The following is a 21,833-nucleotide window of genomic DNA, read 5'->3' as shown; positions in this document are numbered from 1 at the left end:
GGGGTCGGGCGACGCGCACGCACCGGAGGAAGGCAGGAAGGGATGCTGCACAGAGGGCAGGAGAGCACGGACGGCGCCGGCGGAGGCGAACTGACCGTCCCGATGGCGTGGTTCTACGCCGAGTACATCGCGGAGGAGCTGCTGCGGACGGGCGACCTGATGCCGCCGACGTCCTTCGAGTTCCGAGCGGGGCGGGACGCCCTGGCGCTGACCATCTTCCTCTCGGACGCGGGCGGTGAGCTGTCCGGCATCCGGGTCGTCACCCAGCTGGAGACCTGGCTGTCGCTGACGGCGTACGACCAGCCGTGGCAGGACTGGGTGTGCGAACGCATGGCCGACTTCACCGCCGAGGCGCTGGAGGCGGGCGGCCCGTCACCGGACCTGGAGCTGGCCGCCGCCGCGTGGCGCTGGCTGGAGGAGACGGAGCTGCTCGCACCCGACCTGGACGCGGTGCCGGGGGGCGGCGCGGTCCTCGGCGAGGACGACGGTCCGAAGGTCTGGACGCCGGCCTGGCGGCTCGGTCTGCCGCTGGGGCATCTGGCGATCCACCTCTTCTAGAACCGTTTCCGGCGCCGGCACCCCGCGTTCGGACGGCGGCCATCCGGATGTCGCGGCGCGGGTGGACCAAGTTTTTCGTTCTCGGACCAATCCGCGCGGCGGAGGGCTCCGAATCTTTTGGTTGGCATTGGCCGAGGGCTTGAGTGATTCGCCGGTCCGGTCCGTACCGGTGGGGGCAGGAAGCAACCCCCACCGCACACCGGCCCGAGGAATCGCCATGTGGTCCCAGGATCGTCATCACGACGTCGGCGCGTACGCGCTGGGCGTGCTGGACGAGGTGGATTCGTTCCACTTCGAGGACCATGTCCGCGGCTGCCCCCAGTGCGCGCTACAGGTCACCGAGTTCCGTCCGGCTGCCCGGCAGCTGATGCTCTACCGCAACGCCACACCGCGCTCCGTGCACCCCTTCGCGGCCCCCGGCCCCCGGATGCTGGGACGGCTGCTCGACGAGGTGGCCGCCCGGCACCGGGCCAGGCGCAGGCGCTGGCTGTTCGCGCTGGCGGCCTCCGTGGTCATCGCCGTGGGCGGCCCCGCCGTGGCCGTTCTCGCAGGTCCGGGCGAGGCTCCGGACACCGTCGCCGCCACCGACACCAAGACGGGCGTATGGGCCGAGGTCAGGGCCGAGGAGCGGCTCTGGGGCAGCGACATCGAACTGAAGGTCAAGGAGGCCGAGGGCGCCCACGCCTGCCGGCTCGTCGTGATCGGCAAGGACGGCTCCGAGGAGACGGCCGCCAACTGGAAGTCCCCCGAGGGCGCCGACAAGGCCTCCGAGATGATGGGGGGCACCGCCATGCAGCGCGAGGACATCAGCCACTTCGAGGTGCGCAGCCAGGAGGGTGAACTTCTGGTGACCCTCAAGGCCCCCGCCTGGCGCTGACCGGTCCGTCGAACGGCCTGCGAACCCGCCCGGAATTGGTCCGTACCTTCAATGGTTGCGGATCATGGTCGGACTCGGTTCCCGAGGACTTCCGGTGACATCCGGGCCGCGTCGGCGCCCTACTTGAGCAACCGCGACAGCCGTCGGTCGGCGAGCGGTTTGCCGCCCGTCTGACACGTCGGGCAGTACTGCAGCGAGGAGTCGCTGAAGGAGACCTCCCGGACGGTGTCACCGCACACCGGACAGGGCTCGCCGGCCCGGCCGTGCACGCGCAGCCCGCTCTTCTTCTCCGCCTTCAGCCGCCCGGCCGCCAGCCCCCGGGAGCGCTCCACGGCCTCGGTGAGCGTGGTGCGCAGCGCCTCGTAGAGATGCCGGGTCTCCTCCGGCTTCAGGGACGAGGCCAGCTTGAAGGGCGACATTCTCGCGGCGTGCAGGATCTCGTCGCTGTACGCGTTCCCGATCCCCGCGATCAGGCTCTGGTCCCGCAGCGCGCCCTTGATCTGCCGCCGTTCGCCCGCGAGCAGCCCGGCGAACCGGGTCACGTCGAACTCGTCGGCGAGAGGGTCCGGACCGAGCCGGGCGACGCCCGGGACCTGCGCCGGGTCCCGTACGACGTACACCGCCAGCCGCTTCTGGGTGCCTGCCTCGGTGAGGTCGAAACCCTCGCCGCTCTCCAGGGCAACCCGCAGCGCCAGCGGGCTCTTGCCACCCGGCCGCGGCGGGGCGTCCGGCAGCCGGTCCTTCCACTGCAGCCACCCCGCGCGCGCCAGATGGGTCACGAGGTGCAGCTCTCCCCCGTCCGCCTCGATGCCGAGGAACTTCCCGTAGCGCCGTACGTCCGTGACCTCGCGCCCCTCGAACGCGGTGACCGGGGGGTCGTACGTCTTCAGCACGCTGATCGCCACGGGGAGCACACGCCGGACCTCATGACCGACGAGGCTCCCCACCAGGAAGTCCCGGAGCGCTTCGACTTCGGGCAATTCAGGCATACGTCAAGGGTGCCACGGGGTGCTGCGGGGTGCGTGGGGGTGCGTTTTCGGGTGCGGGCCCCCAATGGGGCTTCTCGCGCGGTTCCCCGCGCCCCTGAGAACCCAGGCCCTGGCGGGCCCGGGAAGCCGCAGCCCCGCCCGCCTGGAAGGCGACGGGGACGCGAGGGGAAGAGCGCGGGGCACAGCCCCTGCTTCTCAGGGGCGCGGGGAACCGCGCGGCCGGCCCCCACCCACTCGCACCCGCCGACGAGACCCGCACCCCCACCCCACTAGGCGCCCCCACCCCCACCCCCAGGCAGCAGAAACTCGCACCACACGCACTTCCCCCCACCCCGCGCCTCCACGCCCCACACATCCGTCAGCCGGTCCACGAGCAGCAACCCCCGCCCCGACACCCCCGCCTCCCCCGCCTCCCGCCGCCGCGGCAGCGCGCTGGAGGAGTCCTCCACCTCCACCCGCAACCGCCGGTCCGACCCCGCCAGCGCCCGCAGCGTCACGATCGCGGACCCCTCCGTGTGCATGAGCGCGTTGGTGATCAGCTCGTCGGCGACGAGCTCGATCTCGTCGGCCCGCTCCCGCGCCCCCCACGTACGGACGGCCGCGCCGATCATGTGCCGAGCCTCCGTGAGCGCCTCCGGATCGCCGGGCCCCACGTGCTGCTGGAGCCGCCCGCCGGGCTGCTCGGCGCTGCGGCTGCGGCGGCGCAGCAGGAGCAGGGCCACGTCGTCGTCACCGCCCCGCTCCTCCGCCACGTCGATGAGCCGGTCGGCGAGATCGTCGACGTCGTCGGGCCCGGTGGCGATCAGCGCCCGTAGCGTCCGCATGCCGTCGTCGAGGTCGGCGCCCGGTTCCTCGATCAGGCCGTCGGTGCACAGCAGCAGCGTCTGCCCGGGATCCAGCTCGACGGCGGTCACCGGATACTCCAGACTCCCGAACTCGGCGGACAGCCCGAGCGGCAGCCCTCCGTCCACGGTCACCCGGTGACAGCTGCCGTCGGTGTGACGGATCAGGGGGTCGATGTGCCCGGCCCGGACCACCTGGACCACTCCGGTGGCGAGATCGGCCTCCGCGTACAGGCAGGTGGCGAAGCGGTCGGTGTCGAGTTCGTGGAGGAAGGCGGAGGCGCGGGCCATCACGGTGGCCGGGGTGTGGCCCTCGGTGGCGTAGGCCTTCAGGACGATACGCAGCTGGCCCATGACGGCCGCCGCGTGCGTGTCGTGGCCCTGGACGTCGCCGATGACCGCGCCGACCCGCCCGCCGGGCAGCGGGATGAGGTCGTACCAGTCGCCGCCGATGTCCCGGCCGAGGGAGCCGCCGAAGGACGCGGCCCGGTAGCGGACGGCGACGTCGGCGCCCGGGACGCTGGGGATGGACCGGGGCAGCATGGCCTGTTGCAGGCCCTCGGCGAGATCCTTCTCCTGCTCGTAGAACATGGCCCGCTGCAGGCTCTGGGCGATGCTGCTGCCGAGCGCGATGAGGACGTCCCGTTCCTCGGAGCTGAAGCCCCGCCGGTCGTTGTAGAGCAGCCCCATCGCGCCGATGGGGCGGGCCTGCACGATCAGCGGCAGATAGGCGGCCGAGGTGATCTTGAGGTCGGTGATGTGCGGCCACAGCAGCGGGTACGACTCGGCGAACTCCTCCGGTGACTCGATGAAGTGCGGGACGAGCTGCCGTACGACCTCGTTCATCGGGTACTTCACGTCGAGGCGGGTGACGCGCGTGCCGGGCACGTAGCTGTCCTCGGGGCCGGCCGCGACCATCCGGATGCGTCCGGCCTCCACCAGGCCCATGACCAGGCTGGTCGCGCCCAGGTGGGTGAGGCCGTCGGTGTCCTCCAGGACGTCGATCACGTCCTGGACGGTCCGGGCATGGGCCAGGGCGGCGGTGATGATCTGGACGACGTTGGGCTGTCTGCGGCGAGCCTCGTCGTGCGCGGCCCGCTCGGTACGGGAGCGGATCTCGCGCAGTTCGCGGGTGGCGTCGCGGACGATGCCGATGACCCGGTACGGCCTGCCCGTCGCGTCGCGCCGGATGTAGCCCTGGGTGTGGGTCCAGCGCATGGTGCCGTCGCGCAGCCGGAGGCGGAAGTAGGCGCCGTAGTTCTCGCTGCCGTCCTTGAGCGCCTGGGAGACGAGGGTGTCGAGTCTGCGGCCCTCCATCGGGGGCACCCGCAGCGACAGGGTCTCGGGGTTGCCGTCGTATTCGTCCGGGCGCACGTCGAAGATCTCGTGGGCGGTGGCGTCCATGTGGAACGCACCGGCGTCGAGATCCCAGTCGAAGGTGCCCATGAGGTTGAGCGCCAGGACCGGGTCCGGGTGGGCGAGCCAGTCGTCCGGGACGTCCGAATCGCTCGCTCCCCGATCAACCATGGGGCCACTTTGACAGCATTCACCCGATTATTCGAGTGGAGGGAGCTTCCTCGACGCGCTCACTATCGTCAGTGGTGTGGACTGGTTCACCGCACCCGACCTCTGGCTGAGCAGACTGCTCCTCCAGCGTTCGCTGGCCGCCGTCTATCTGGTGGCGTTCCTGGGTGCGGCCCTGCAGTTCCGCGCGCTGATCGGGGAGCGCGGGATGCTGCCGGTGCCCCGTTTCGTCGAGCGGGTGCCGTTCCGGCGGGCGCCGAGCGTGTTCCACCGCCACTATTCGGACCGTTTCTTCGCGGTGTGGGCCTGGGCGGGCTGCGTGGTCTCCGCGGCGCTCGTCGCGGGGCTGGACACGCTGCTGCCTCTCTGGGCGGCCATGCTGCTGTGGTCCGTGCCGTGGGCGATGTACCTGTCGATCGTGAACGTCGGGCAGACCTGGTACTCGTTCGGCTGGGAGTCGCTGCTCCTGGAGACCGGCTTCCTGGCCGTCTTCCTCGGCAACGACGAGGTGGCGCCCCCGGTGGTGGTGCTGTTCCTGCTGCGCTGGGTGCTGTTCCGGGTCGAGTTCGGCGCCGGACTCATCAAGATGCGCGGCGACGCGTGCTGGCGGAAGCTGACCTGCCTCGACCACCACCACGAGACCCAGCCGATGCCCGGCCCGCTGAGCTGGTTCTTCCACCACCTGCCGAAGCCGCTGCACCGGGTCGAGGTGGCCGCCAACCACGTCACCCAGCTCGTGGTGCCGTTCCTGCTGTTCACCCCGCAGCCGATCGCGACGGCCGCGGCCTCGCTGATGATCCTGACCCAGCTGTGGCTGGTGCTGTCGGGCAACTTCTCCTGGCTGAACTGGATCACGATCGTGCTGGCCCTGTCCGCGGTCGACTTCCGGAGGTCCGCGCCGGGCACCCCCGGCACGCCCCTCTGGTACACGGTCGTCGTGCTCGCCGTCGCCGCCCTGCTCCTCGGGCTCAGCTACCACCCCGTCCGCAACATGATCTCCCGCCGCCAGGTCATGAACCGCTCCTTCGACCCGTTGCACCTGGTCAACACCTACGGGGCGTTCGGGAGCGTCAGCCGGGTGCGGTACGAGGTGGTGGTCGAGGGCACGGCGGACGACGTGCCGCGCGAGGACTCCGAGTGGCGGGAGTACGAGTTCCGGGGCAAGCCGGGGGACCCGAGGCACTGGCCGCGCCAGTTCGCCCCCTACCATCTGCGGCTCGACTGGCTGATGTGGTTCGCCGCGCTCTCCCCCGCGTACGCCGGCTCCTGGTTCGGCGCCCTGATGGAGCGGCTCCTGGAGAACGACCGCGACACCCTGCGGCTGCTGCGCCGCTCCCCGTTCCCCGCCGAGGCCCCACCCCGGTTCGTCCGTGCCCGCCTCTTCCGCTACCGCTACACGACCTGGCGCGAACTGCGGGAGACCGGCGCGTGCTGGGAGCGGACCTATGTGCGGGAGTTCATGCCGCCGACGCGGCTGGCCGGACCGCCCGCCAGGACGCCGTAGCGGGCCCACGGACGGACTTCTTCACGGCGGACCCTCGACGCGGGACCGCGCCGCAGGGCACAGTGCTCCCGTACTCGATCACTACTCACGGGTACGCCTTCGCGCACGGCGTACGGGACCGGCGCGCACGACATCGCCAGGGAGCGCCCGTGACCAGCTGGGCAGGCCGGACCGCCGCCGAGATCGCCGCCGCCGTACGGGAGAAGCGCGTCACGCCGCGCGAGGTGGTGGCGGATCACCTGGCACGGATCGAGGCGCTGGACGGGCGGGTCGGGGCGTTCCGCACGGTCCGGGCGGAGGCGGCCCTGACCGAGGCGGACGAGGTGGCCGGCCGGGCCGATCTCGCCGAACTGCCGCTGGCGGGCGTGCCGGTGGCGATCAAGGACAACCTCGCCGTGCGGGGCGAGTCCACCCGGAACGGGTCCGACGCGACCCCGCGGACGCCGGCCGCGGACGACCATGTGACCGTGGCCCGGCTGCGGGCGGCGGGCGCGGTGGTCGTGGGGCTCACGAACGTGCCCGAGCTGTGTGTCTTCGGGACCACGGACGGCGTGCACGGCACCGCCCGCAACCCCTGGGACACCTCGCGCACGGCGGGCGGCTCGTCGGGGGGCAGCGCGGCCGCCGTCGCCGCCGGGCTGGTACCGCTGGCCCTCGGCAACGACGGGATGGGGTCGCTGCGGATACCGGCGGCCAACTGCGGTCTGCTCGGCCTCAAGCCGGGCTTCGGTGTCGTCCCGGCGGACATCGGGCACGGCGACTGGTTCGGCATGTCGGAGAACGGCCCCCTGGCGACGACCGTCGAGGACACCCGGCTGATGTTCCGGATACTCGCGGGGACCGACACCGGCCCGATCTCCGCCACCGCCACGCCCGCGCCCGCGCCCGCGCCGAGCATCGCCCTGTCCGTGCGCAGCCCTCTGGTCGGCGTGACCGTCACCCGCCCGTACGCCGACGCCGCGCGCCGGGCGGCCGAGCTCCTGGCCGGGTCCGGGCTGACGGTCAGGCCGGCCGATCCGCCGTATCCCGTCTGGCTGGGCACGACCTCGCTGGCGCACTGGACGGCGGGCACGGCGGTGGATGCCGAGGGGCTCGATCCGACGCTGCTCACCCGGCGCACGCGGGTGCACGCGGCCGTGGGACGCCGCTTCGTGGCGGGGGTGCGCGCGGGCGACCGCCGTGAGCTGCTGCGCCGGCGACTGGAGCCGTTCTTCGCCGAGCACGACGTGCTCCTCACCCCGGCGCTCGCCCGGCGCGGGCCCGCCGCCGCGAACTGGCACGAACGGGGATGGCTGCGCAACCTGCTGGTGAACACCAACTACTCGCCGCTGACACCGCCGTGGAACCTCACGGGCTGGCCGGCGATGTCCGTGCCGTTCGGCACGCTGCCGTCGGGCGCGCCCTGCGCGGTGCAGCTGGTGGGGCGACCGGGCTCGGAGCCCGAACTCCTGGCGGTGGCGGGCCGGTTGGAGAAGCTGAACCCGTGGCGTCGGACGGCACCGCTCGACTAGCCACGTCGCGGTGGTCCTGTCGCGGCGGCCCTGTCGCGGCGCCTCGCGTCAGAGCGCCTTGTACATGATGTGCAGCCCCACCCGGCCGTCCTTCGGATGTTCGAACGCGTCCGGCACGGTGCCGAGGACGGTGAAGCCGAGCGAGGTCCAGAGCCGTACGGCGGGGTTGGTCTCGACGACGGCGTTGAACACCATGCCCCGGAAGCCCTGGGCTCCGGCCTCGGCGAGGACGTGTGCGGCGAGGGCGCGGCCGATGCCGCGGCCGCCGTGGTCGGGGTGGACCATGAAGCCCGCGTTGGCGACACGGGCGGCGGGACCGCCGTAGTTGGGGGTGAGGAAGGCGGAGGCGATCAGCGCCCCGGTCTCGTCCTCGACGACGTACACGCGCTTGGCGGGGGCCATCCACAGAGCGCGGGCGGCTTCCTCGGAGGTGTCCGGGTCCCAGGTGTAGGTGTCCCCGGCGGCGACGACGCGGTGCCAGAACGGCCAGATGCCGGGCCAGTCGCCGGCGGTGGCTTCTCTGATCTGCATGGGCGCGAGTCTGGCACGCCCATGCAGACGGCGATCACATGATCCTGCCGGTCAGTCCACGCTGGGCAGGATGTGGGGCTCGGCGAGGTCGTCCTCGTAGCCCGCCAGTCGGATCGGGGCGGACCTGGCCCACACGTCCAGGCTGCCGAGTTCCTTCTTCGACCGGCCGCCCTCGGTGCGTTCCTTGGGGCGTTGATCGCCATTCGTCTTCTCTGGTGTCACCGCGCACTCCTTATGTGTCGGGTCACCCTCGGGACGTCGGCCCAGCTTGCCGCTGCGCGCCTGGCGTCCGCTCGGGTCTGAGTCGATGTCAGTTCGGACGCGGTGGCGCCGGATCGTCTGGGTGTGAGAGCAGGCCGTGGTGACCGGCTTGTCCCGGGACGGACCGTGGGTGTGGGTGGGACCCAAATAAGGCTGTCCGTCCGGTACAGAGTAACCAAATGAGCGGGTGGCCGCTCTATGGGGCTGAAAACAAGAGGTAACTGTCTTGAGTCGTTCAGCGCCCAGCATGCCTTACCCTAGGGCAATTTGACCCATTTGGTAGGTTTTCTCATCACCCGTTCGGCTCAGCACCCGCACCCCGCACCGGCCCGACGACCCATCGGATCACCGGCCTCGGCGCGTAGTTCAGGTCCTGTTGGCCGCATCGCAAGCCGACCATGATCTGCTCATGTGTCGCAACGGCATTTCTCGCGGGCGGACTCGGGAGGACCTGCGGATGGAACTGCGCGGCGTGGACGAGCTGATGGATCTGCTGCACGCCCGCCGGGACGGCGGCCGGGCACCGGACCACCGCCGGGACGGACCGGACCGTCCTCAGGGCAGCCCCGCGGACCCGCACGCACACGCGCTGCGGACCGCCGCGCTGCTGCGCCGCGGCCGGCCCGCCGACAAGGAACTCCAGGTGGCCGGTCTGGTGCACACCCTCGGGCAGTTGCTCCGACCGGGTGACGACACCGGCCACGCGGACCTGGCCGCCGACGCGGTCCGGCCGCTGCTCGGCGACCGGGTCGCCCAGCTCGTACGCCTGCACGCCCTCGGCCCCGATCGTCTCGTACGACTGCATGCGGGCGGCTGGGTGGACGCGGGTCTCGTCGAGGACGTGCTGACGCTACGCCAGGCGGATGAGGCGGGGCGGTCGGCCGGAGTGGACGCCGGGGTGCTGGAGGACTGGCGCACCGTGCTGGAACTGGTGGCCGACCGGGCGGCCCGGACGGAGCGGGCCGGCCGGGTCGGGGCCTCGTCTCACCACTTGCCGGGCGCGTAGTCCTTCAGGAAGACGCCGTACACGTCCTCGCCCCGCTCACCGAGGACGACGGGGTCGTAGACGCGGGCCGCGCCGTCGACGAGGTCGAGCGGAGCGTGGAAGCCCTCGTCGGCGAGGCGCAGCTTGTCGAAGTGAGGGCGTTCGTCGGTGATCCAGCCGGTGTCGACCGAGGTCATCAGGATGCCGTCGGTCTGGAACATCTCCTGGGCGCTGGTCCGCGTGACCATGTTCATCGCGGCCTTGGCGGCGTTCGTGTTCGGGTGGCCCGCGCCCTTGTAGCCGCGGCCGAAGACACCCTCCATCGCCGAGACGTTCACGACGTACGCCCGTCCGCTGGCCGCCTTCCTCGCGGCCTCGGCCATGGCCGGGCGGAGCTTGCTGATCAGGATGAAGGGCGCCGTGTAGTTGCACAGCTGGGTCTCCAGCAGCTCCACCGGGGAGATCTGCTCGATGGTCTGCACCCAGGTGTTGCTGTCGACCACGTCCGGGACGAGGCCGCCCGCGTCGATGGCGGTGCCGTCGAGGTGCCGGGCGACGCTGGCGTTGCCGGCGACCAGGGCGAGGTCGGCGACCGCTTGCGCGTCGAGGCCGCTGACGCCCGCCGGGAGTGCGGTCATCCCGGTCAGTCCGTCCACGGCGCCGGAGTTGAAGGCGCCGATGACGTGGTGCGGGGGGAGTTCGCCGGCGGGCAGCGGGGCGCTCTCCCCCTCGACCAGGGCGGCGTAGGCGGAGGGCAGTCGGCGCACGGTCTGGGTCGCGTTGTTGATGAGGATGTCCAGCGGGCCCGCCGCGGCGACCTGGTCGGCGAGGGCCACGGCCTGGGCCGGGTCGCGCAGGTCGATGCCGACGACCTCCAGGCGGTGCAGCCAGTCCGCCGAGTCGTCCATGGCGTTGAAGCGGCGGATGGCGTCCTTGGGGAAGCGCGTGGTGATCGTCGTGTGCGCGCCGTCGCGCAGCAGCCGCAGGGCGATGTACATGCCGATCTTGGCGCGGCCGCCGGTGAGCAGGGCGCGCTTGCCGGTGAGGTCGGCGCGGGCGTCGCGCTTACCGCGGTTCAGGCGGGCGCAGTCGGCGCAGAGCTGGTGGTAGAAGTAGTCGACCTCGACGTAGCGGGTCTTGCAGGTGTAGCAGGAGCGGGGGCGCTGGAGTATCCCCGCGATCTTCCCCTCCTCGGTCACGGACGACGGCAGGATGCCCTCGGTCTCGTCGTCGATCCGCTGGGCGGAACCGGTGGCCGTGGACTCCGTGACCGCCTTGTCGTGGGCGGTCTTGGCGGCGCGGCGCTCCTGGCGGCGGCGCTGCTTGACCATGCGGTAGACACCGGCCGTGGCCCGGCGCACCGCGATCGCGTCGGGGTGGTCGACCTCCAGCTTGTCCAGTTCCTCCAGCACGCCGAGGCACACGGCGAGCCGCTCCGGGTCGATACCCGGGCCGTACGCCACCTCGTCCGTGGTCGCCGGGCCGTCCTCTGTCACCGTCATCGCGCTGCCGCTTCCCTGATCACCCGCGGCTCGCCGGGGCGCGTCCGCTGTCGAACGGGGAATTGTACGGAGCCGGAGCATCGCTGACCAAACCTCGGGTGCGGGTCCGGTGGGGGCTCGTCGCGCAGTTCCCCGCGCCCCTGAAAAAGCGGGGCTGCGCCCCTTCTTTTTCGCCCGAAGAGCACGGGGCGCAGCCCCGGCTCTTCAGGGGCGCGGGGAACTGCGCGAGAAGCCCCACTCGCCCGCACCCGACAACGGACCCCTACTCGTCACATCTCACACGCCGCCAGGAGGTCCTCCACCTCCCGGGTGACGGCCCGGGAGAGCCGCTCCAGGTCCGGGACGGCCTCCGCATCGGCGACGAGGCCGTAGTGGACACTCCCCCGATACGTCGAGACGGCGACGGCCAGGGACTGGCCGTGGGCGAGCGGGGCCAGGGGATAGATCTCGGCGAGGGGGCAGCCGCCGAGGCGGAGCCCGAGGCTGGGCAGCGGCACGCTGGTGACGAGGATGTCGAACCACAGACGGGCCGCCTGGCTGACCAGCGGCCCGCCGAGCCGGTGGCCGAGCGGCAGCACATGATCCGCGAGGAGCGCCACCGCGCCGGCGCCCCGGTTGGGCCCGGCGTCCTTGTTGCGGTCCATCGCCGTGCGCACCGTACGCAGCCGCCCGAGCGGGTCCGGGTCGTCCACGGGCAGTTTCATCAGATACCCGGAGAGCCGGTTGCCCTGCGGGTGCGCCGTGCGGGGGCGGCGCCTGGAGACGGGGATCAGGGCCCGGGGCGCGACCCCGGCGCTGCCGTCCCCGCGTTCGTCCAGCCAGCGCCGCAGCGCCCCCGCCACCACGGCGATGAGGACGTCGTTGACGGTGCCGCCCACGGTCTTGCGGATCCGGTGCACGTCGTCGAGGTCCACGAGCACCCCGGCGGTACGGCGGGTGCCGCTGGCGTCGGAGGTCAGCGCGGCGGAGGAGCGGGCGCCGAGGGTCGCGTCGAGCGTGGTGCGGGCGACGGACGCACCGATGTCCAGGGCGCGCCCGAGGTCGGAGAAGGTGCCCCGGACCAGGTCGGGCAGCTTGCGCACCTCGTCGAAGAGGCCGCGCGGCGGCTCCGCGGGGCGCGGCCGGGGCGCGGGCATCTCGATGGGGTCCATGACGGCGGCGGCGAGCGTCAGCGCCCGCAGTCCGTCGGCCAGGGCGTGGTGGAACTTGAACAGCACGGCGAAGGAGGTGCCGTCCTCCCCCGGCAGCACATGAGCCTCCCAGGGCGGCCGGCCGCGCTCCAGCGGACGCTCCATCAGCCGCCCGGCCACCTCGTGGAAGTCGGAGGTCGGCTCGTGCAGCCGTACGTGGTCGAAGGGCTCGAAGTCGGTGACGGGCTCCCGGGTCGCGCCGCCGAACGCCAGCGGCAGCCGTACGTCCGGGACCCACACGTCCCGGATCCGCATCCGCAGTCCCGGCACGGCGGCCGCCCGCGTGGCGAGCAGTTCGGCGGCGTGGGCTCCCGCGGTGGGCGAGTCGGCCGTGAAGACGCCGAGGGCGGCCAGGTGCATGGGGTGTTCGGCGGACTCGATGTTCCAGAACGCCAGGTCGAGTGGGGCGAGCAGGTCGGAAGTCAATGGCTTGCCTCGCGTCGACGACGGGTGAGTACGCAGTCAATCGCCGTTGGCCGATTACGGTCAAGTACGATCAAGCTACGCACAGTTAACATCAGATTACGTCCCACCTTCTGACGAAGGTGGGACGCATGCGACATCTGTGTTCACCGGAGTCACCCTGACGGACCAAGGACCCGGACGAGCACCGAGAGCCGAGGCCGGGCCGGAGGCCGGGCTAAGGGACCTGCTGACCCTTCCCCAGCGCGATCACTCCGCCCCCGGAGACCGTGTACAGCTCGGCGTCCCGCTCGGGGTTGACGCCGATGGTCGCGCCCGGGGGCACCTGGACGTTCTTGTCCAGCACCGCGCCCCGGACGACCGCGCCCCGCCCGATGTGGACGTTGTCGTGCAGGACCGAGCCCTGGACGACCGCACCCGGGTCCACCACGACCCCCGGGGAGAGAACCGATCTGGTGACCTGACCACGGATCAGGCAGCCCGCGCTGATGATCGACTCGCTGGCCATGCCGCCCGCGTTGAACCGGGCCGGGGAGAGCTGGCCGGAGCTGGTGTAGATGGGCCAGCTGCGGTTGAAGAGATTGAAGGCGGGCCGCTCGGCGATCAGGTCCATATGGGCGTCGTAGTAGGCGTCGAGCGTGCCCACGTCCCGCCAGTAGCCCTGGTCGCGGGTGGTCTCGCCGGGGACGTGGTTGGCGCTGAAGTCGTACAGCTGCGCCTCGCCCCGGTCGGTGAGCTGGGGCAGGATCGAGCCACCCATGTCGTGGATGGAGTCCTCGTCCTCGGCGTCCCGCTGGAGCGCCTCCACCAGGGCCTTGGTGGTGAAGATGTAGTTGCCCATCGAGGCGAACACGCATTCGGGGTCGTCGGCCAGGCCCGGCGGGTCGGACGGCTTCTCCAGGAAGCGCTCGACGATCCGGCCGTCGGAGCCGGGCGTGATCACACCGAAGGACGACGACTCCGTGCGCGGCACGCGGATGCCGGCGACCGTCACACCGGCGCCGCCCTCGATGTGCTGTGCCAGCATCTGGCGCGGGTCCATGCGGTAGACGTGGTCGGCGCCGAACACCGCCACGTACTCGGGCTGCTCGTCGTGGACCAGGTTCAGGGACTGCAGGAGCGCGTCCGCGCTGCCCAGGTACCAGCGCGGACCCAGCCGCTGCTGCGCCGGGACCGGGGTGACGTAGTTGCCCAGCAGGCTCGACATCCGCCAGGTCGTGGTGATGTGCCGGTCCAGCGAATGCGATTTGTACTGCGTCAGCACGCAGATGCGCAGGATGTCCGCGTTGACGAGATTGGAAAGGACGAAATCCACAAGGCGGTACGTGCCGCCGAAAGTCACCGCCGGTTTCGCACGGTCGGCGGTCAGGGGCATCAGCCTCTTGCCCTCCCCGCCCGCCAGTACGATCCCCAGCACCGAAGGTCCACCGCGCCGCATCCCGCCGCCCCTCTACACCCACCCGGTTGTGCCGAACCCTGTTGCCTGACTACGCCTGCTTGAGGACTTCCTCGTAAAGCTGCACCGTACGCCGCGCGACCGCGTCCCAGCCGAACTCCCGCACCGCGCGTTCCCGGCCGGCCTCACCCATCCGGGCGGCCGTCACGGGGTCGGCGAGCACCGCGTCGAGGGCTCGGGCCAGCCGTCCCTCGAAATCGTCGTCGGTCGGCACGAGGAGACCCGTCACGCCGTCCTCCACGACCTCCGGTATGCCTCCGACCCGCGAGGCCACGACGGCCGTTCCACAGGCCATGGCCTCCAGGTTGACGATGCCGAGGGGCTCGTACACCGACGGGCAGACGAAGACGGCGGCGTGCGTGAGGAGCTGGATCACATCCGGGCGCGGCAGCATCTGCGGGATCCAGAACAGGCCCTCGCGCACGCGGCCGAGCTCCTCGAAGAGGTCGCGGAACTCCTGGTCGATCTCCGGGGTGTCGGGCGCGCCCGCGCAGAGCACGACCTGCGCGGCCGGGTCGATGTCCCGGACGGCGCGCAGCAGGTGGGGCACGCCCTTCTGCCGCGTGATCCGGCCGACGAACAGGACGTAGGGGCGGCCCGGGTCGATGCCGATCCGGTCGAGGACGTCCGTGCCGTGGTCCGGGGTGTAGAGGGAGGTGTCGATGCCGTTGTGCACGACGTGCAGCCTCGCCGGGTCCAGGGCGGGGTAGCAGCCGAGGATGTCGTCGCGCATGGAACCGGAGACGGCGATCACCGCGTCGGCGGACTCCACGGCGGTGCGCTCGGCCCAGCCGGACAGGGCGTAGCCGCCGCCCAGCTGCTCGGCCTTCCAGGGGCGCAGCGGCTCCAGCGAGTGGGCGGTCATCACGTGCGGGATGCCGTGCAGCAGCTTGCCGAAGTGGCCGGCGAGGTTGGCGTACCACGTGTGCGAGTGGACCAGTTCCCGGCCTTCGAGGCCGGCGGCGATGGAGAGGTCCACGGAGAAGGTGCGCAGCGCGTCGTTGGCCGCGTCGAGTGCGGACCAGGGCCGGTGACGTACGACGCCGCCGCCCGCCCCCTCGCCCCAGCAGTGCACGTCCAGGTCGACGAGGGACCGCAACTCGTGGGCGAGGAACTCGACGTGGACACCCGCGCCCCCGTAGACGTCGGGCGGATACTCCCGGGTCAGCAGGCCGACTCGCACCCGGAACCCCCTGTCTCTGCGGCTGGTTCCCACATGGTCACCCAGAAGGGTGAGTTGGGGAAGACCACGATTGTCGCGCGGCCGCGCTCGCGGGGTTCAGGTGCGGCGGGGACCGCCGAGGGGGCGCGGGCCGGGGGGCCGGTCGAAGCAGCAGTCGCCGCACAGGCCGCCGCCGGGCAGCCGGTAGTAGAGACAGCAGCTGCGGCGGCGGGACGTCACCGGGTCGAGGGTGCCCGCCAGGGTGGGGTGCGCGAACAGCCCGGCGGCGAGGGCGCGGGCCCGGTCCGCCACCTCCATGCGGCCGTTGGCAGCGGCCCAGCGGTCGATCTGGCGCACCGCCCCCATGAGCGCGGAGGCCGCGTTTCCCCACAACAGGCGCTCGGATATGGGCAGTTGAGCCCGCAGGGCCGCCGCCAGCGGCACGAGGTGACCGTCCCGTACGACCTCGCCGATCCGCTCGGCGGGAAGGCCGCGCACCTCGGTCAGCCACAGCTCGTCCGGGGCGCTCGCGTCCGCGTCCCAGCGCAGGAGGCGCGGGTCGAGGTCGGGAAGCCGGCCGTACACGGCGGCCGCGCCGAGGGCCACCGACCACAGCCGGGCGGCGAGGCCGAGGTGGGCGAGGGAGGCGGCCACGCGCGGTTCCGGGGCCCGCGCACTTCGCGCGACCTTGCGGACACGAAAATTACCGGATTCTCGTAAACCTCCCTTTTCACATCGGCATCCCGTGCCGCGTAGGCCCGCGCGAGCGTGGGCAACGGCCCGCGCGGCGGTCGGCCCGTGTGTAGTACGAAGAAGCCGCCGAGGGCCGAGAGTGCGGTGAGGCCGGGGTCATGGTCCACGAGGACGAGTAGTACCAGGCACCGCCGAGGCGCCCACCTGGGGGCCTGCACCGCGTGTCGCCCCTCCTGGGGATGAGGTGGCGCTCGTCGTACTCCATCGGCAGTAGGACTCATTGAGTGCTCTGGTACGACGACGTGAACGGTTTCACGAGGCATCGTGGTCACCATGAAAGCCGAGCGTTCACCGCGCCGGGCCCGGAGCCCCCGCGCCGCGTCGAGGAGCACCTCATGAATGCCCTCGCGTTGTCCGTGCTGTTGTCGTTCGTCTCCGCCGTGGCGTACGCGGGCGGGGCGATCGTGCAGGAGCGTGTCGCGGTGTCCTCCCCCGGCCGGTCCTACGCACCGCTGCGCCGGCCGGTCTGGTGGGCCGCCGTCGGGCTGAACGGCCTCGGCGGGCTGCTGCACGTGGTGGCCCTGGCCTACGGCCCGCTGAGCCTGGTACAGCCGCTGGGCGCGCTGACCATCGTCTTCGCCCTGCCCATGGCGGCGCTGTTCGTGGGGCGCAGGGCCGGAGCGACGGCCTGGCGTGGTGCGATCATGGCGACGGTGGGTCTCGCGGGCCTGCTCTCCCTGGTCGGCGCGGCCGACGCGCAGTCGCTCGACACGGCCCAGCGGGTGCTGGTGGCCGTGGTCAGCGGTGGCGCGGTGGCGGCGCTGATGGTGGCGGGCCACGCCGCACACCGGCATCCGGCGGTGCGCAGCATCCTGCTGGCGGTCGCCTCCGGTGTCGCGTTCGGTATGTCCTCGGTCTTCACCAAGACGGTCGCCGTCGACTGGACGGACGGCGTCACGCTCTCGGACCTGCCGACCCTCGCGGTCATAGGCGCCTTCGCGACGGCCGGTCTGCTGCTCTCCCAGGCCGCCTACCGGGGTGGCGGCCTCGCGGCCCCGCTCGCCACGCTCACGGTGGTGAACCCGGTGGTGGCGGCCGCGGTCGGCATCACGATGTTCGGCGAGACGTTCCGCTACGGCACCACGGGCACCCTGCTCGCGCTGGGCTGCGGTGTGGTCGCGGCGGGCGGTCTGATCCTGCTGACCACCGAGCGCCTCGCCGAGGAGGCCGGGGCGGAGCGCACGGACGAGGAGGTCACGGTCACGGCCGCCGACCGGGAGTCCCTGGCCCTGGAGGAGTTGCTCGCGGGGCTGCCGCGACGGACCGCCGAGGTCCCGGACGCCGACTACGCCATCGGCCTGGACAAGCGCGTGGTCGTACCGGCCCCGTTCCTCGGCAGGAGGGCGGCCGACGAGAACGACACGCCGCCCGGGCTGCTGCTGCAGCCGTTCCACGGCGAGCTGTACGTGCCCCGGGCGCTCCTCGACCGGCATCGTGACCGCGTGAAAACCTGAGCGGGAGGCCCGGACCGGGCCTCCCGCGCCATGATCGGACCGTCCGCGCCGCGGCTAGATCCGGACCCCTCTCGCCCGCAGGTACGCGAGGGGATCGATGTCGCTGCCGAACCCGGGTCCCGTGCGCACCTCGAAGTGCAGATGCGGGCCCGAGCTGTTGCCGGTGGAGCCGGAGCGGCCGATGCGCTGGCCGGCGCTCACGCTCTGGCCGGATTTCACGGAGATCGCCGACAGGTGGGCGTACTGCGTGTAGCGGCCGTCGGCGTGCCGGATGACGACCTGGTAGCCGAAGGACCCGCCCCAGCCCGAGGTGACGACCTGCCCGGCGGCCACGGACTTCACCGAGCTGCCCGTCGCCACGGGGAAGTCGACGCCCGTGTGGTACCCCTTCGACCAGGAGGACCCCGAGGCGCGGTAGGGCGTACCGAGGGAGGCGCTGACCGGCGCGACGAAGGAACCGGACTGCTGCCGCTTCTCGGACGTCTGCTGCTTGTCGGCCTTCTGCTCCTTGTGGACCTTCTTCTGTTCTTTCTTCTGCTCTTTCTTCTGCTCTTTGTGCTGTTCCTTCTGCTGTTCTCTGCGCTGTTCCTTCTGCTGACCGGTCGTGTTCAGGCTCAGGCGCTGGCCGGGGATGATCACGTCCGGGTCGGAGCCGATGGTCCTGCGGTTGGCCTCGTAGAGCTTGCGCCAGCCGCCTCGCACGTCCTGGGAGTCGGCGATCTGGGAGAGGGTGTCGCCCCGGACGACCGTGTACCTCTCCACCCTGCCCGCCTGCGACTGGGGCGTGGTCTGGGGTTTCACGTCGCCGATCGTGAGGCCGGCGCGGCCCGAGCACACCGGCCAGGCGTCCGGGCCCTGCCCGTCGAGGACCTTCTCGGCGATCGCGATCTGCTGTTCCTTGGTGGCCAGGTCCGCGCGGGCGGCGTAGGCCGTGCCCCCGAAGGCCTCCCAGGTGGACTGGCTGAACTGGAGTCCGCCGTAGTACCCGTTCCCGCTGTTGATGTTCCAGTCGTTGGTGGACTCACAGGCCGCCACCTTGTCCCAGGTCTCGACATCGGCCGCTTCCGCGACCCCGGTGCCGATCAGCGGGAGCGCCATCCCCGCGCCGCCCGCCGTGACGGTGAGTGAGGCGCGGTTGATCCTGTTCGGCTGGTACCGGCGGTGCCGACCGCTTGCGGCCATGGAGAAGCCCCCCTCGCATATGCCATGAGCCGCAAAAGTAAGCGTGCCGAACCGGCCAGGACAAGACGAGAATTCAGCCGCTCTGGTCCCGCGTGTGGCGGGTAAGCGACCTGCTCCGGCGCGTAAGTGCCCTCGTCCGGCGCACGAGTGAGCAGGGACGGCGCGCAAACCACCGGGTTGCGCGCCCCATTGAGGCAGGTAGGGCCCTTCCCGCGTACTCAAGCCCGGCAGACCGCGCAGCGCGGACGGGGCCGGTGCACGTCAGGATGGCCGGAAGGACAATACTGGCGTGCAGGAACGGCACCACCGATATCAGGATCCATAGGAGCCAACCGTATGAGCACTTCAGCCCAGATCGGCGTCACCGGCCTCGCGGTCATGGGGAGCAACCTCGCGCGCAACTTCGCCCGCAACGGCTACACGGTCGCCGTCCACAACCGCTCCGCGGCGAAGACCCACGCACTGATCGAGGAGCACGGGCACGAGGGCGACTTCATCGCGGCCGAGACGGCCAAGGACTTCGTACAGGCGCTGGAGCGCCCCCGGCGCCTGGTGGTCATGGTGAAGGCGGGCGGGCCCACGGACGCGGTGATCGAGGAGTTCGCGCCGCTGCTGGAGCCCGGCGACATGATCATCGACGGTGGCAACGCGCACTTCGCCGACACCCGCCGTCGTGAGGCCGCGCTGCGCGAACAGGGCATCCACTTCGTCGGCGCGGGCATCTCCGGCGGTGAGGAGGGCGCGCTCAACGGCCCGAGCATCATGCCGGGCGGCCCGGTCGAGTCCTACGACTCCCTCGGCCCGATGCTGGAGAAGATCTCCGCGAAGGCCGCCGACGGCGCGCCGTGCGTCACGCACGTGGGTCCGGACGGCGCCGGGCACTTCGTGAAGATGGTCCACAACGGCATCGAGTACGCCGACATGCAGCTGATCGGCGAGGCCTACCAGCTGCTGCGCGATGTGGCCGGATACAGCCCCGAGCAGATCGCGGAGATCTTCCGCACCTGGAACACCGGCCGTCTCGACTCGTACCTGATCGAGATCACGGCCGAGGTGCTGGCCCACGTGGACGCGGACACCGGCAAGCCGTTCGTGGACGTGGTCGTCGACCAGGCGGAGCAGAAGGGCACCGGCCGCTGGACCGTCCAGATCGCGCTGGACCTCGGCGTCCCGGTCTCCGGCATCGCCGAGGCCGTCTTCGCGCGCTCCCTGTCGGGCCACGCCGCGCTGCGCGACGCCTCCCGCTCGCTGGCCGGCCCCAAGGCCACCCCGCTGAGCGCGGCCGAGGCGGGTGCCTTCGCCGACCGGGTCGAGCAGGCGCTGTACGCCTCCAAGATCGTGTCGTACACCCAGGGCTTCCACGAGATCGACGCGGCCCGCGACGAGTACGACTGGAACATCGACCTCGGCAAGGTGGCGTCGATCTGGCGGGGCGGCTGCATCATCCGCGCCGCGTTCCTCGACCGCATCCGGGCCGCGTACGACGCCCGGCCCGACCTGCCGAGCCTGCTCTCCGACGAGGCGTTCGCCCAGGAGATCGCGGCGGCGCAGGACGACTGGCGCGAGGTGCTGGTGGCGGCCACGCGTCAGGGCGTGCCGACGCCGGGGTTCGCGGCGGCGCTGGCGTACTACGACGCGCTGCGCGCCGAGCGGCTGCCCGCGGCGCTGACGCAGGGGCAGCGGGACTACTTCGGTGCGCACACGTACCGGCGGGTGGACCGGGAGGGTTCGTTCCACACGCTGTGGGGGCAGGGCCGGTCCGAGGTCGAGGCGTAGCACGACCGAGGGGGGTCCGAGGGGACCTGAGGTTCCCTGCCCCCTGAGCAGGTGAGCGCGGCCCGGCGTGGAGGAATCCACACCGGGCCGTTCTCGTCCTCGTACGCCTAGGACAGCGGGCCGGGCCCGGGTTCCCCCGGCACCGGCTCCGGGCCAGGGGGTTGCGGGATCGGGTCCGGGGTCGGCACGGGGCGGGGGTCCGGGGTGGGGACGGGGTCGGGGAACGGGGGCTGCGGAAGGGGTTCCGGGCGGTCGGGGCCCGGGGCGGGGCCCGGGGCGGGGTCCGGGTGTACGGGGTCCCGGTCGGGGTACGTCATCGGGTCCTCCAGCCATGGGGTACGTCGGTCCTAGGACCACTGCCACGGGTACCCGACGCCCGCACGGGCAGTCACCCGGCCGGCCGAGCCTGCGTGCCCGCTCCCGCCGGCCCGTCCCTCAGAAACCCTCGGGGTGGGCGATCAGCCAGTCCTTCGCCGCCCGCAGCAGCTCCGGATCGGCGGCCGGGGCGTCCTCGGGGTGGCGTTCGGCCCACTTCACGACGTACGGGCACAGCGGTGCGACGACGACGCCCTCACGGGCCGCGATGCCGTACAGCTCCCTCGCCAGTGAGCCCGCGACGCCCTGTCCCTCGTGCGCGGGCTCGACGATCGTGTGCACCGGGACGAGCGCGCGGCGCGGGGCTTCGAGGACGAAGTACTGGATGTGACCGGCCAGTTCGTCACCGGCGAAGGCTTCGAGGCGGCCGGCCGCCCGGTCGTCACGGATCTCTACGTCGCTCATGGCACTCCTCGCGTACGGATCGGGGACGCCGGGCGCTCGCGCGTGACCTTCAGACGGTGACGGCCCGCGGGTTGCGCCGCTGGTCCGAACCCGGCACCGGCTCGGCGGCGTCCGAGCCGAGGGCCACGATCCGGTTCCCGCTGTCCACGTGCACGACCCTGGGCTTCAGTGCGCGGGCCTCGGCGTCGGTGACCTGAGCGTAACTGATGATGATCACCAGATCGCCGGGATGGACGAGATGGGCCGCGGCACCGTTGATCCCGACGACTCCCGAGCCGCGCTCGCCCTCGATGACGTACGTCTCCAGACGGGCGCCGTTGGTGACGTCGACGATGTGCACCAGCTCACCGGGCAGCAGATCGGCGGCGTCGAGCAGGTCGGCGTCGATGGTGACGGAGCCTACGTAGTGCAGGTCGGCCTGGGTGACGGTGGCGCGGTGGATCTTGGACTTGAACATGGTGCGGAACATGGCGAAGCTCCCGATTCGTCTGCTCCCTGCCTGCTTTATGCAGGTCAAGGGCGGTCTTCGGAGAGTACAACGATTCGTATGTCCGGTCAGCCGGCGCCAGGTGT

The 21,833-nt window shown here is 71.8% G+C and carries 18 protein-coding genes and 1 pseudogene; 7 read left to right on the top strand and 12 right to left on the bottom strand.

The window, feature by feature from the left end; all coding sequences use genetic code 11:
- Positions 1-42 precede the first annotated feature (42 nt).
- The gene (locus ACWCRJ_RS35090; protein WP_450943070.1) at positions 43-558 is read left to right on the top strand and encodes a hypothetical protein; all 516 of its coding nucleotides are present in this window, start codon (positions 43-45) and stop codon (positions 556-558) included.
- Positions 559-775: 217 nt separating this feature from the next.
- The gene (locus ACWCRJ_RS35085) at positions 776-1,435 is read left to right on the top strand and encodes a hypothetical protein (RefSeq protein WP_450943069.1); all 660 of its coding nucleotides are present in this window, start codon (positions 776-778) and stop codon (positions 1,433-1,435) included.
- 119 nt (positions 1,436-1,554) lie between these two features.
- On the opposite strand, the gene ACWCRJ_RS35080 is transcribed toward ACWCRJ_RS35085, so the two are convergent.
- On the bottom strand, positions 1,555-2,424 hold the full coding sequence (locus ACWCRJ_RS35080; protein WP_450943068.1) for an Fpg/Nei family DNA glycosylase: 870 nt from the start codon (positions 2,422-2,424) through the stop codon (positions 1,555-1,557).
- 269 nt (positions 2,425-2,693) lie between these two features.
- Positions 2,694-4,793, bottom strand: a complete 2,100-nt coding sequence (locus ACWCRJ_RS35075; RefSeq protein ID WP_450943067.1) for a SpoIIE family protein phosphatase — start codon at positions 4,791-4,793, stop codon at positions 2,694-2,696.
- A 76-nt stretch (positions 4,794-4,869) separates the two neighbouring features.
- On the opposite strand from ACWCRJ_RS35075, the gene ACWCRJ_RS35070 reads away from it, so the two are divergent.
- Both ACWCRJ_RS35070 and ACWCRJ_RS35065 read left to right on the top strand, forming a co-directional pair.
- A complete protein-coding gene (locus ACWCRJ_RS35070) occupies positions 4,870-6,294 on the top strand; it encodes a lipase maturation factor family protein (protein WP_450943066.1) in 1,425 nt (474 codons plus the stop codon).
- A 149-nt stretch (positions 6,295-6,443) separates the two neighbouring features.
- Positions 6,444-7,805, top strand: a complete 1,362-nt coding sequence (locus ACWCRJ_RS35065) for an amidase (protein WP_450943065.1) — start codon at positions 6,444-6,446, stop codon at positions 7,803-7,805.
- A gap of 48 nt (positions 7,806-7,853) precedes the next feature.
- On the opposite strand, the gene ACWCRJ_RS35060 is transcribed toward ACWCRJ_RS35065, so the two are convergent.
- Positions 7,854-8,336 carry an N-acetyltransferase family protein gene (locus ACWCRJ_RS35060; protein WP_450943064.1) on the bottom strand — a complete coding sequence of 161 codons (483 nt, stop codon included), beginning with the start codon at positions 8,334-8,336 and terminating at the stop codon, positions 7,854-7,856.
- Positions 8,337-8,387: 51 nt separating this feature from the next.
- Positions 8,388-8,558 (bottom strand): hypothetical protein, encoded by a 171-nt coding sequence (locus ACWCRJ_RS35055; protein ID WP_005484384.1) that lies wholly within the window; start codon positions 8,556-8,558, stop codon positions 8,388-8,390.
- Positions 8,559-9,054: 496 nt separating this feature from the next.
- Between ACWCRJ_RS35055 and ACWCRJ_RS35050 the strand changes: the two genes are divergently transcribed.
- On the top strand, positions 9,055-9,603 hold the full coding sequence (locus ACWCRJ_RS35050; protein ID WP_450943063.1) for a hypothetical protein: 549 nt from the start codon (positions 9,055-9,057) through the stop codon (positions 9,601-9,603).
- Here ACWCRJ_RS35050 and ACWCRJ_RS35045 read toward each other — a convergent pair.
- From ACWCRJ_RS35045 to ACWCRJ_RS35025, 5 genes and pseudogenes are all read right to left on the bottom strand, one after another.
- Complete coding sequence (locus ACWCRJ_RS35045) at positions 9,582-11,084, bottom strand: SDR family NAD(P)-dependent oxidoreductase (RefSeq protein WP_450943062.1); 1,503 nt, start codon at positions 11,082-11,084, stop codon at positions 9,582-9,584. The two genes, ACWCRJ_RS35050 and ACWCRJ_RS35045, sit on opposite strands and share 22 nt — an antisense overlap.
- A gap of 269 nt (positions 11,085-11,353) precedes the next feature.
- Complete coding sequence (locus ACWCRJ_RS35040) at positions 11,354-12,700, bottom strand: wax ester/triacylglycerol synthase family O-acyltransferase (RefSeq protein WP_450943061.1); 1,347 nt, start codon at positions 12,698-12,700, stop codon at positions 11,354-11,356.
- Positions 12,701-12,914: 214 nt separating this feature from the next.
- On the bottom strand, positions 12,915-14,135 hold the full coding sequence (glgC, locus tag ACWCRJ_RS35035; RefSeq protein ID WP_450943060.1) for a glucose-1-phosphate adenylyltransferase: 1,221 nt from the start codon (positions 14,133-14,135) through the stop codon (positions 12,915-12,917).
- 49 nt (positions 14,136-14,184) lie between these two features.
- Positions 14,185-15,336 (bottom strand): glycogen synthase, encoded by a 1,152-nt coding sequence (glgA, locus tag ACWCRJ_RS35030; protein ID WP_450943059.1) that lies wholly within the window; start codon positions 15,334-15,336, stop codon positions 14,185-14,187.
- Positions 15,337-15,432: 96 nt separating this feature from the next.
- Positions 15,433-16,175: pseudogene (locus ACWCRJ_RS35025) on the bottom strand ((2Fe-2S)-binding protein).
- A gap of 228 nt (positions 16,176-16,403) precedes the next feature.
- Between ACWCRJ_RS35025 and ACWCRJ_RS35020 the strand changes: the two are divergent.
- Positions 16,404-17,522 carry a DMT family transporter gene (locus ACWCRJ_RS35020; RefSeq protein WP_450943058.1) on the top strand — a complete coding sequence of 373 codons (1,119 nt, stop codon included), beginning with the start codon at positions 16,404-16,406 and terminating at the stop codon, positions 17,520-17,522.
- A gap of 54 nt (positions 17,523-17,576) precedes the next feature.
- On the opposite strand, the gene ACWCRJ_RS35015 is transcribed toward ACWCRJ_RS35020, so the two are convergent.
- Positions 17,577-18,704, bottom strand: coding sequence for a transglycosylase family protein (locus tag ACWCRJ_RS35015; protein WP_450943057.1), 1,128 nt, complete (start codon positions 18,702-18,704; stop codon positions 17,577-17,579).
- Between the two features lie 336 nt (positions 18,705-19,040).
- Between ACWCRJ_RS35015 and gndA the strand changes: the two genes are divergently transcribed.
- The gene (gene gndA / locus ACWCRJ_RS35010; RefSeq protein ID WP_450943056.1) at positions 19,041-20,480 is read left to right on the top strand and encodes an NADP-dependent phosphogluconate dehydrogenase; all 1,440 of its coding nucleotides are present in this window, start codon (positions 19,041-19,043) and stop codon (positions 20,478-20,480) included.
- A gap of 435 nt (positions 20,481-20,915) precedes the next feature.
- Here the strand turns inward: gndA and ACWCRJ_RS35005 are convergent, their stop codons facing one another.
- Positions 20,916-21,260 carry a GNAT family N-acetyltransferase gene (locus tag ACWCRJ_RS35005; RefSeq protein ID WP_450943055.1) on the bottom strand — a complete coding sequence of 115 codons (345 nt, stop codon included), beginning with the start codon at positions 21,258-21,260 and terminating at the stop codon, positions 20,916-20,918.
- 49 nt (positions 21,261-21,309) lie between these two features.
- Entirely contained in the window at positions 21,310-21,729 is a 420-nt protein-coding gene (gene panD / locus ACWCRJ_RS35000) for an aspartate 1-decarboxylase (RefSeq protein ID WP_450943054.1), read from the bottom strand.
- Between the last annotated feature and the right edge of the window lie 104 nt (positions 21,730-21,833).

The sequence above is a fragment of the Streptomyces sp. NPDC002324 genome (assembly GCF_053593335.1).
This window is presented reverse-complemented; position numbering and strand designations above follow the sequence as displayed.